5 protein-coding genes and 1 pseudogene are annotated in these 11,446 nt (G+C 35.3%); all 6 read left to right on the forward strand.

The annotated features are described in order from the left end of the window. Positions 1–2,239, forward strand: a 2,239-nt coding sequence (gene porU / locus AT685_RS05465) for a type IX secretion system sortase PorU (RefSeq protein WP_143713140.1), incomplete at its 5' end; no start/stop codon positions are given. A 119-nt stretch (positions 2,240–2,358) separates the two neighbouring features. Beyond that, positions 2,359–3,450 (forward strand): type IX secretion system outer membrane channel protein PorV, encoded by a 1,092-nt coding sequence (gene porV / locus AT685_RS05470; protein WP_072150834.1) that lies wholly within the window; start codon positions 2,359–2,361, stop codon positions 3,448–3,450. Between the two features lie 60 nt (positions 3,451–3,510). Beyond that, positions 3,511–6,442, forward strand: a pseudogene (locus AT685_RS08790) (T9SS-dependent M6-like inactivated metalloprotease). Further along, positions 6,439–9,510 (forward strand): PD40 domain-containing protein, encoded by a 3,072-nt coding sequence (locus AT685_RS05485; RefSeq protein WP_081040606.1) that lies wholly within the window; start codon positions 6,439–6,441, stop codon positions 9,508–9,510. The pseudogene AT685_RS08790 and the gene AT685_RS05485 overlap by 4 nt, the downstream one beginning before the upstream one ends. A 20-nt stretch (positions 9,511–9,530) precedes the next feature. Further along, positions 9,531–10,370 carry a DUF5683 domain-containing protein gene (locus tag AT685_RS05490; RefSeq protein ID WP_143713141.1) on the forward strand — a complete coding sequence of 280 codons (840 nt, stop codon included), beginning with the start codon at positions 9,531–9,533 and terminating at the stop codon, positions 10,368–10,370. Beyond that, entirely contained in the window at positions 10,371–11,252 is an 882-nt protein-coding gene (locus tag AT685_RS05495) for an alkaline phosphatase family protein (RefSeq protein ID WP_072151863.1), read from the forward strand. Positions 11,253–11,446 lie beyond the last annotated feature (194 nt).

The raw sequence follows: 11,446 nt of genomic DNA on the forward strand, positions 1-11,446 counted from the left end.
CTACAGAAAGGTATCAAAAATTGAAAAGGTTAGAAATACCAACCTTCGTGGGGAAATTGAAGGAGCTGATTGGGTTGCGATAACTCATCCTGATTTCATAACACAGGCGAAAAGATTAGCTGATCACAGAGCAAAGAAGGATTCCCTTAAAACACTTGTGGTAGATGTTGAAGATATTTACAATGAATTTTCATGTGGAATTCTTGACCCAGTTGCGATAAGAGATTTTTTAAAATATGCGTTTGACAAATGGAATAAGAAGCCTTTTTACATCTTGTTGTTCGGGGACGGGGATTATGATTATAGAAATGTTGAAATTGTGGATAAAAATTGGATCCCGGCTTATGAAAGCAGGGAAGGATTGCAACAGATTTTAACATATACATCCGATGACTTCTTTGTGCTTTTAACTCCGGATATTTACATAGACATGGCAATAGGTCGTTTACCAGTACAAAGCCAAGAAGAAGCTGAAACTGTTGTGAATAAGATAATTCAGTATGAAACTAATAAAGATTTTGGTTTTTGGAGAAATACAATTTTATATGTTGCTGATGATGGTTTAACTTCTGGGGGTATAACTGATGGAACAATCCATACGCTTCAGAGTGAAGCCCTTGCTAATTATTATACCCCTGAGTTTATTGATAAACGGAAGCTTTATCTTGTGGCGTATCCAACTACCTACACTTCTGCTGGAAGAAGGAAGCCAGAAGCATCAAAAGCACTTGTTAATTTTATAAATCGTGGTGTTGCAATTGTAAATTGGATAGGGCATGGTAATCCGTATGTTTGGGCGCATGAGAGAGTATTTGAGATCGGTTATACGATTCAAAACCTAAAAAATGGCGGTAGATTGCCGTTTGTTGTAGCAGCTACATGTGATTTTGCGAGGTTTGATAATCCGAAATCACAAAGTTCAAGCGAAGTTTTATTAACGCTTAAAAATGGTGGTGCAATTGGTGTTCTTTCATCTGCAAGGCTTGTTTATTCGGGTGATAACGCAGCTTTTAATTATAAATTTTTTGATGAACTTTTTAAGTGGACTGACGAATATAAAACAGCTAAGGTTGGTGAGGCGATGTTCAGGGTTAAACAATATTATGCATCACTTAACGATAGAAAATTTTTCTTATTTGCAGACCCGGCGTTGCATCTTGTTATACCAAGATATTCAGTCTCAATTGACACTATGAACGGGAACAGTACAAGTCAACTGATCCAGCTCAAAGCCCTTGGAAGGGCAAGTTTTTCTGGGAGAGTACACAAAAACAACGGTTCAAATTTAAATATATCTGGAAAAGTTGAAATTGCAATTTTTGATGCTCAGAAAAGTTTAAGTTATACCGATGAGCTTGGGTGGGTGTTTAATTTTATCGATCAAGGTAATTTACTTTTCAGAGGTGAGTATTCGCTTAAAAATGATATGTTTAAAGGCGAATTCGTTCTTCCTAAAGATATATCTTTTTCAAATGCAAGAGCTAAAGCAATTGCATATTTTTATTCTGACTGGGTTGACGGTGCTGGTTTTACAACAAATCTTGTAATCAATGGTATTGATTCAAACTTTGTTGGCGATTTAAAAGGACCGGAGATTGATATTTATCTGAATAATGCCAATTTTAAACCTGGAGATGTTGTTTCTAATGAGCCACTTTTAATTATTGAAATTTTTGATGAAAGCGGTGTTAATGTTTCAACATCTGCAATAGGGCATAGAATTGAAGCATTCATTGATGATAGCCCATCAAGCATTGACCTTTCCGATTTTTACCGAGCAAAGCTTGATGATTACAGGCGTGGTGAGGTTAGATATAGATTACCGAATCTGGCGCCGGGAAAACATAAAATAAAAGTTAAAGCGTGGGATATTTTCAATAATTCGTCTATTAAAGAAATTGAATTTAAAGTTGTTGAGTCTGGTGAATTTGCGATTTATAATGTTTTCAACTATCCAAATCCATTTGCGGATAAAACATATTTTACTTTTCAAAAAGTTGCAACTTTAGAGGATACCCCTGTTGATGTTGAAATAAAAATTTACACCCTGACTGGAAAGTTGATCAACAAAATAGAAAGGTACGGTCTAACTGGGAACTTTATTGCGATTGAGTGGGACGGTAGAGATATGGATGGCGATGAGGTTGCAAACGGCGTTTATATTTATAAGGTAATTGTTAAAGATTCTAATGGCTCAAAAAAGGCTGAATCACTTGGGAAATTAGTTGTGATGAGGTAAAATTTGTTTTTTGTGAAAATTTTGTATATTTAAGCAAAAACAAAAGAGGATTGGATGCTGATAGAAAGGTTAATGCTTTGGCTTGGTTTGTAAAACAAAAATTCAGGAGGTAAATAAATATGTTGTTGAAAGGCAAATTTATAATCGGATTAAATGTTATTTTGGCGCTTATTTTATTTGGTAATTTACTTTACGCACAAGGTGGAGATGCTGCGGTACCTTTTCTTTTGATAGCGCCTGATTCAAGATCTGGAGCAATGGGAGAAACAGGGGTTGCGCTTGCGGATAATGCAAACGCAATTTTCTGGAATCCTGCTGGGCTTGCTTTTCAAAAAGGAACTGAAATAAGCTTCACACATGCAAGATGGCTTCCACAGTTTAGCTCTGATCTGTTTTACGAGTACCTAAGTGCAAAACATTACCTTAATGTTATTGATGCTACTGTTGGTGCAAATATAACTTTCTTTAACTTGGGCTCTTTTGAAAGAAGAGATGAAAATAACACATATCTTGGAACCTTCAAAGCTTTTGAATATGCCGTTACGCTTGCCTATGCTATGAAGTTAACCAAAAGTTTGGGGTTTGGTTTAAATCTTAGATATATTCACAGCCAGCTTGCTCCGTTTGGAACGGCGGAAGAGCAGGGCAGGGGAGTTGCAAACGGGGTAAGCTTTGATATAGGTTTACTTTTCAGAGAGTATATATTTGGAAGAAGAGTAAGTGCTGGATTTAACCTTTCAAATCTTGGTCCGATGATTCATTACATTGATAAGGAGCAGGCGGACCCACTTCCAACGCATTTGAGGGTTGGTTTTGCTTTTGATATAATTCAAACAAAGTATAATAACTTCACAACAACTGTTGACTTTGGAAGAGTTCTCGTGAGAAGATACCCAGGTGAAAATAGAAAACCCGATCCGTTGCCGAAATCACTGATCACAGCATGGGGCGAACAAGCAAGTTTGAGAAAAGTGACTGTTGGTTTAGGATTTGAGTATTGGTATGGAAGCCCACGGCTCATTGCTTTAAGAGCTGGTTATTTTTATGAGGACCCGCGCGCTGGTGGAAGAAAATTTGCAACCTTTGGAGCTGGGATAAGATATAGCATCGTTGGTGTTGATTTCAGTTATATTTCAACTTTTGAGGAAAACCATCCGCTTGCTAATACTCTTCGCTTTACAATTTTGCTGAACTTTGGTGGTCAAGAATGACATTTAAAAGGGGCGAGCTCTTTCTCGCCCTTTTTTAATAATAATTTTCTTCCCCGTAAAATGAGGATAATCTACATATTTTTAATTTTTCTGCTTGCTTTAACAGTTGATATATTTTCCCAGGGTCAGCAAGTTTATAAAGTTCTTGCGGTAATGGTTGATTTTCAGGAAGATAACGATCCATTGACAACAGGGAATGGGAAATTTAACTTAAATTTTCAATCAAAGAAGATCATTGATCCCCCACCGCATGATAAAAAGTATTTTGAAGCCCACCTGCAATTTTTGAAAAATTATTTTTCTAAATTTTCCATAGAAATTGAATATGAAATCATTGATTCAATTTTCACGCTATCAAAACCAATGCGACACTATTCACCGCCACAAGACTCTGGACTTGAACGAATTTTAATGCTTGTCTATGAAACTTGGACAAAAGTTAAAAACTCATCAATCCGAACAAATTACCAACTTTCTGAATATGATTGCTACATTATTTTTCACGCTGGCGTTGGAAGGGATATAAATTTATCTGCTGAGTACGGATATAACCCAACCCCATTTGATATCCCGTCTCTATTTGTAAACCATGATTCCATAAATTCATTCTTGAGGAAAAATGGAATCACTGAAAATTTTGAAGTTAAAAATTCAATCATTCTTCCTGAAACTGAATCAAGGTATATTCAGAGCATAACTGGCGAGGCGTTACTTCAAATTGGATTGAATGGGTTACTTGTATCAAACTTTGCAAGTTTCCTTGGATTGCCAGATTTGTTTGATACAAAAACAGGAAGATCAAGAATTGGAAGATTTGGATTGATGGATGGACCTGGGATTTTTTCATATCGTGGGATTTTGCCACCTGAACCATCAGCTTGGGAAAAAATAAAACTTGGGATTTGTCAGCCAGTTGAAGTTAAAGTTTTTAAAGATACAATCATTTCAATCTCTGCTTTTCAAGTTAACAAAAATAACGCAATTTTTAAGATACCTATTAGCGCAAAGGAATATTTCCTCATTGAGAATAGAAACCGTGATGTTTTTAACGATGGAGTCAGATTAAAATTTTATTGGCGTGATTCAACGGGAGAGAGGATAATTGAAAGGGTATTTACAAAAGATGAGATAGGGTTTAATTATTTTGACATTGATTCAGTGTATGGAGTTTTGATTGATGTTGATGAACCTGACTGGGCTTTGCCTGGTTCTGGAATTTTGATATGGTATATTGATGAAAATGTGATTGATGAGAAATTGAAGATAAACTCAATAAATAACGATGTTAAACGACTTGGCGTAAAACTTATTGAAGCAGATGGTCCACAAGTAATTTATGGAGATGAAATCGGTTGGGTATTTGATATGTGGTTTTTAGGTAATTCATCGCCTGTTTATAAAAATGAATTCTCTGTAAATGCTTATCCATGGAATCCGACGAATAATCTGTCAAACTTTAATGTTAAAATTTACAACTTTAGTTCCCCTTCACCTGTGATGACATTTAAAGTTGGAACTTCAGATTCAACAGTTCTTCCAGCTCCTGCTTTTCCAAAGCGGATATTTGGGATTACGGAGAGATCTTTTGTTACGATTGGAAGTATAGATAATGATCCTAAGAATGAAATAGTTTTGAATTCATCTTCTGGAATCTTTGCATTTAATCCATCTGGGACGAGCTTAACACTAAATGAGCAGGGATATTATTCAAACATTAAGAGTGATTTCGCATGTGCGATATTTGATGTTGATGGCGATGGGATAGGTGATGTTATAGGGGTGGATGATAAAAAAAGTTTATGCTTTTAAAACATGGGATTCTAATCTTGATGGTTTTGTTGATAGTATATGGGTTTATGAAAATGAAAAACCTATTTCAACTCCACCTGCGATTTTTCAGAATAAGATACTTTTTGGAGATAGTGCTGGGAATATTGTTTTTTTAAATAAAAATGGAAGTTTGAACCGAAAAATTAAAATAGCGGACGATCCCGTTGTTTCTTTAATTGCAAGTGACTCAATGTGGGTTGCGGTCTCAAAAAGAAGAATTAAGACAGAGTTTAAAGAATGGAATTTTAATGTTGATTTAGTTTCATCCAGTGGAATTGATTTGAAAGGCAATGGTGAAATTGAGATAATCGTTGCACTTTCCGAAACTGGCGAGGTTATTATTCTTAATACACAGACGGGCGCAGTAAAGCAAGTTCAAATTCAACCTTCGCTTGAAATTTATACTTCGCCTGCAATTGCTGATTTGAATCTTGACGGGTTCCCAGATATCATAATAACTGCGGGGAATAAAATTTGGGCTTTTAATTACTTTGGTTCAGTTCTTTTTAATTTTCCAATAGAGGTTAAAAATGCAAGGACTCTATCATCTCCAGTTGTCGTTAATTTTTACGCGGATAGCTTACCTGAAATAATTGTTGGAACTGATACTGGATTGATTTATGCGTTTGATGTTTATGGTAGAACTATCCCCGGTTTCCCAGTTCCAATAAGTGGTGCTTGTGTCGCGTCCCCAGCGGTTTATTATGAGAGCAACCTTGTTTATCTTTTTGTCCCGAGCAATGATGGATACCTTTATGCATGGACTATAAAGCCTGATGTGATACCTGCAAATGTTTTGTGGTCAAATTATCTCAAGGATGAGAAACATTCAAATTATTCCTCAAAATCACCAGAGCTTATCCCTCCAACATCTGTTGAGATACTTGATAAAAAAGAGGTTTATAATTGGCCTAACCCTGTTTATGACGAATTTACTTTTATTCGTGTTAAAACTTTTTATGATGCGAAAATTAACATTAAAATTTTTGATCTTGCGGGATTTAAAGTGGATGAAATCAACTCAAATGTTAGTGCAAATTTTGAAACCGATATAAAGTGGGATGTGAAAAATGTTCAAAGCGGAATATACTATGCAAGGATTGAAGCAATTGCACAAGGTAAAAGTGATGTAAAAATAATAAAAATTGCGATTGTAAAATGAAATTTTTTTCAAGGATAGATTTGATAATTTTGATTTGTTTTGTTAGTCTTCTTTCCTTTGCTCAGGAAGAGGAGTTTATTCATCCAGAGCTTCGCTGGTATACAATTGAAACAAAAAATTTTCTCATTCACTTTCATGATGGAGCTGAAAGGACAGCGAAAGTTGTCGCTAAAATTGCGGAGGAGATATACGATCCCATAACCGCACTTTACAATCATAAGCCTGATCAGAAAATTAGCATCATCATAAAAGATTATGATGATTATTCAAATGGTATGACTTTTTTCTATGATAACAGAATTGAAATTTGGGCAAGCGCACTTAATTTTGAACTTCGTGGGGAGCATAACTGGTTAAGGGATGTTGTCACGCATGAATTCACACATATGATTCAAATGCAGGTTGCGATGAAATTTGGAAGAAGAGTTCCAGCTGTTTATTTTCAATGGCTTGGCTATGAAAAGGAAAGCAGACCAGATATATTGTATGGTTTTCCAAACATCATCGTATCTTATCCAATTGCTGGGATAAATGTCCCGGCATGGTTTGCAGAAGGAACGGCGCAGTTTAACCATCCGAATTTAAATTACGACTATTGGGATACGCATAGAGATATGATTTTACGAATGCAAGTTATTGATGATAAACTTCTGACCTGGGAACAGCTAAATTCTTTTGGAAAAACAAGTTTAGGGAATGAGTCGGTTTATAACTCGGGGTTTTCGCTTGTTGAATTTATCGCAAAAAATTATGGTGTTGAAAAACTTGAAGAAATTTCAAGGAATCTAAAAGCCCCATTTCACCTTACAATAGATCAAGCAATAAGAAAATCTCTCGGGATTGATGGGAAGGAACTTTACAATCTATGGAAATCTCATCTCAAAGAAAAATACCGTCGCCAGATTGAAGAGATAGAAAAAATTGAGGGAGAACCAATTGAGAAAGACGGATTTGGAAATTTTTATCCTAAATTCTCCCCAGACGCTAAAAAAGTTGCATATATCTCAAATAAAGAAAGTGATTATTTCTCGCCATCGGCAATTTACATCTATGATTTTGAAACGAGGAAGATTGAAAAGATTGTCAATGGCGTTTCAGGTTCATTATCTTGGTCACCAGATGGAAAGAAAATTTTCTACTCAAAAAAGACGAGGCGAAATAAAAACTGGCAAAATTTATATGATATTTTTGTCTACGAGATCAACTCAAAAACTGAAAAAAGATTGACTTACGGATTAAGGGCAAATAACCCTGTAGTTTCTCCAGATGGAAAATACATCGCATTCATATTTTACAATGATGGGACTTCAAACATTGGGATGATTCACATTGATGGTTTTGACAAAAGGAAATATTCTTCTATCAAAGAGGTCAAGATTTTGACCAATTTTAAAAATGGTGAGCAAGTTTATAACCTTTCTTTTTCACCGGATGGTAAAAAAATTTTATTTGATTACTCTTTAAAAAATAATCGTGACATTGGTGTTGTTGATATTGAAACGCTAATTTTCCAACCCATTATAGCAACCGCAAGCGATGAGCGAAATCCAGTTTTTTCAAATGATGGAAACAAAATTTATTTCTCATCTGATAGAAGTGGCATCTTCAACATTTATGAGTTTGATGTTGTGACGGGAGAGATGTTTCAAATTACAAATGTCTACGGTGGTGCTTTTATGCCGGATGTTAAAAATGGGGGAATTGTTTATTCAACTTATACATCCGATGGATTTAAAATTGCTTATATGAAGGAAGTCAAGGGATTTAAGCCTGTTGTTGATTGGCTTGCCTCTAGCGATGGGGTTAGCTTCAATCTCTCGTCAAAGCATTCAAATGATTATGATGATACAAATTTGCCCGATTTTGAAATTTATGAGTATAAAAATGTTTACACATCTCTTGCGGTTTATCCAGTTTTTCGTTTTGATAATTATAATAAACATGACCGTGGAATTGATCTTTTGAAGTTTGGACTTTATGCGTATTCAACCGATGTTGTTGGGAAATACAGTTTATTTGCTGGGGCGTTAATGAATAAGAAACTTGAGCGTGATTTGTTTTTGCAATTTCAATTTAACGATAGATTTCCAATCCTTTATCAGCTTGGTTTGAAGCCGAGATTTTCGGTTGAAGCATACAATGTCACACGGGCTACTAAATTTTTGCTTGAGCTTGGTTTAAATTTAATCCCAGTTGACATCGTCTATCATCTCACAGAGGTTGACCTTGCTTTTCACTGGAAATTTATTTTGCCTAATTTAAATTTGAGGACAGGTTTCACATTCTCAAGATATTCTGCGGAGATAAAAAGCTTTACAATCCCTGAAACGAAGATGTTAGTTCCATCAAGTGATGATGTTTATTTTATTGGTCGCACTTTTTATCTTAGTTTATCTTTCAGAGATATTCATCCCAGAAGCAACTCTGATATAAATCCAATCGGTAGAAAAATTAACTTGCGTTTTAATTATGAGTTTAACAAGTTGAACCCAGATGGAAGTTATGAACTTAAAGACGGGATTCTTGTGCCCGTATATAGAAACTTTAACTTTTGGAGGTTTGAGCTGAATTGGAATGAGTATTTAAGTTTGCCTTTGAAAAATCACTCGCTCGGGTTTATTTTAAGGTATGGAAGTATCTTTGGCAAGCCAGTGAATGAATTCTTTAATTTTTATGCCGGTGGTTTGATCGGGATGCGTGGTTATTCTTTTTATTCTTTCGGAGGTAATGAGATTTTAACTTTGAAAGCAATTTATAGATTTCCAATTTTTGATGATGTATCGCTTCAAGTTCTACATATAGGAATGCAAAGAATTTATGTTGGCTTTTATTTTGACTTTGGGAATGCGTGGGATGATGGGACAAAGTTAAGAGATTTTAAGAGAGATGTCGGATTTGAATTGAGAGTTGATGGAACTTCTTTCTATGTTTTCCCGATGAAGATATTTGCAAGTGTTTCTTATGGTTTTGATAAGTTTGATAAAGTTGTAAATAAGCAAAAGTTTAGCTATGGTCGGGAGTTAAGGTTTTATTTTGGTGTCGTTTTTGAATTTGATTCAATTGAGTAAAAACAATTTTGGTGAGAGAGATGTTAAGATATTTTTGTGTAATCTTTCTCTTTGTCTCAGTTTTAACAGCACAGGATTTAAAATTTTTAACTGGTCAGGTTGGAATTGACCTTGGCATAGCTCAGGTTCAAAATGAGGTTAAGAAACTTTCACCTTTGAAAGCGGGCTTAATGTCTGCAGTAGTTCCGGGAAGTGGGGAACTTTACACAAAAAGTTATTTGAAGTCAGCGTTGTTTTTTACAGTTGAGATTGTCTCGTGGTATTTTTATTTCACTTATACGAAAAGAGGAGATGAACAAACTCAAAGGTTTAAACAATATGCCGATGAAAATTGGAGCGTCGTTGATTATGCAAAGTGGATGAACGAATGGATGACAAGATATGGGGGTCAAGACGCTCCGATAATTTCAATAAACCCAAATGAAAATTTAAAACCGTGGCAAAGGATTGATTGGGTGAAATTAAATCAAGCAGAAGAATATATAAGTCGTAAGGCTGGTGGTTTTTCGCATAGACTTCCATTTTACGGAGAACAGCAGTATTATGAGTTGATTGGGAAATACCATCAATATGTTCCTGGCTGGAATGACTTTGATAAGAACTTTGTGCCCGAGGATATTTCACTTTTATCTCCGACGCCGAGATTTAAATTTTATTCATTGGAGCGAGGGAAAGCGAACGATTTTTATTCAATCGCCACGACCTCAGCTTTTGTAATAGTTGCAAATCACATTTTAAGTGCTATGGATGCAACTGTGAGCGCAATCTTGCATAATAAGAGGGTTAAGACCGAGGCGAGTTTAAATTACAATTTTTATTTTGGTTTAGTGGCTAAAGCAAAATTAAGTGTTGAGTTTTAAATGTCAGTTGCTCTTTTATTTTTTGATGGCATTGGGATTGGGGAAAATGATCCAGAGAAAAATCCATTTGCAAGGTATAAATCTAAATTCTTTCGCGCTTTTGTTGATAGTGAAGATTTCAGTGCGGAATATGGTGGGATTATAATTCCAACGGATGCATCTTTAAATGTTCCTGGTTATCCTCAAAGTGCCACGGGTCAAACTACAATTTTCACAGGTGTGAATGCGTCCGAGTTAATGCGGGCTCATATAAATGGTCTTCCAACACCGACATTGAGAAAAGTTCTTCTCTCCGAGAGCATATTTTTAAAGTTAAAAAAGATGGGAAAGAGAGCTACTTTCGCAAATGCTTATTCAAAACATTATTTTGAGTTGCGTGGTGATAGACTCTCTGCGACAACTTACGCAGTGATGGCTTCGCAAATTCCATTCAGATGGTATGATAAGGAACTTCAAGAGGGAAAAGCTGTGCCAGCTGATTTAACCGGGGAATTTTTGAAGAGGTTTTATCCAGATGTTAAGATAATAACTCCTGAGGAATCTGGAAAAATCATCGCAAGTTTGCTTGATGAATATGACTTCGTTATGTATGAGTTTCCTTTTACTGATGAGGCGGGGCACAATCAAGATTTTGAACTTGCTTTAAAATATATTGATAGAATTGAACGATTTCTTGAATCTTTGCTTACAAGTGTTAATTTGAAGAGACATTTGATAATTTTAACAAGCGATCACGGAAATATTGAGGATTTGTCAGTTAAAACCCACACATTAAATAAAGTTCCGACCATAATCTGGGGAAGGGGGAAGGAAAAAGTCGCAACGAGCATAAAATCCATCCTTGATATTACTCCTGAGATAATTAAGTATTTAAGCGATTAAATCTGATTGGTTTTGTTAAAATTCTGTTTAATCTTAACCGCTATTTTCTGCTTTTAAAAAGTCTGCCTTCACAAATTTTTAATATTTCCTTCATTTTTCCTTTAAGATCGGGGTATAATTTGATGGTGAAAATGTAGTAGAAATAAAATAAGCATTTCTGATGAGGAAAAAATCACTAATTCTACTCATCGCAA

The sequence above is a fragment of the Candidatus Kryptobacter tengchongensis genome (assembly GCF_001458555.1).
GTDB lineage: Bacteria > Bacteroidota > Ignavibacteria > Kryptoniales > Kryptoniaceae > Kryptonium > Kryptonium tengchongense.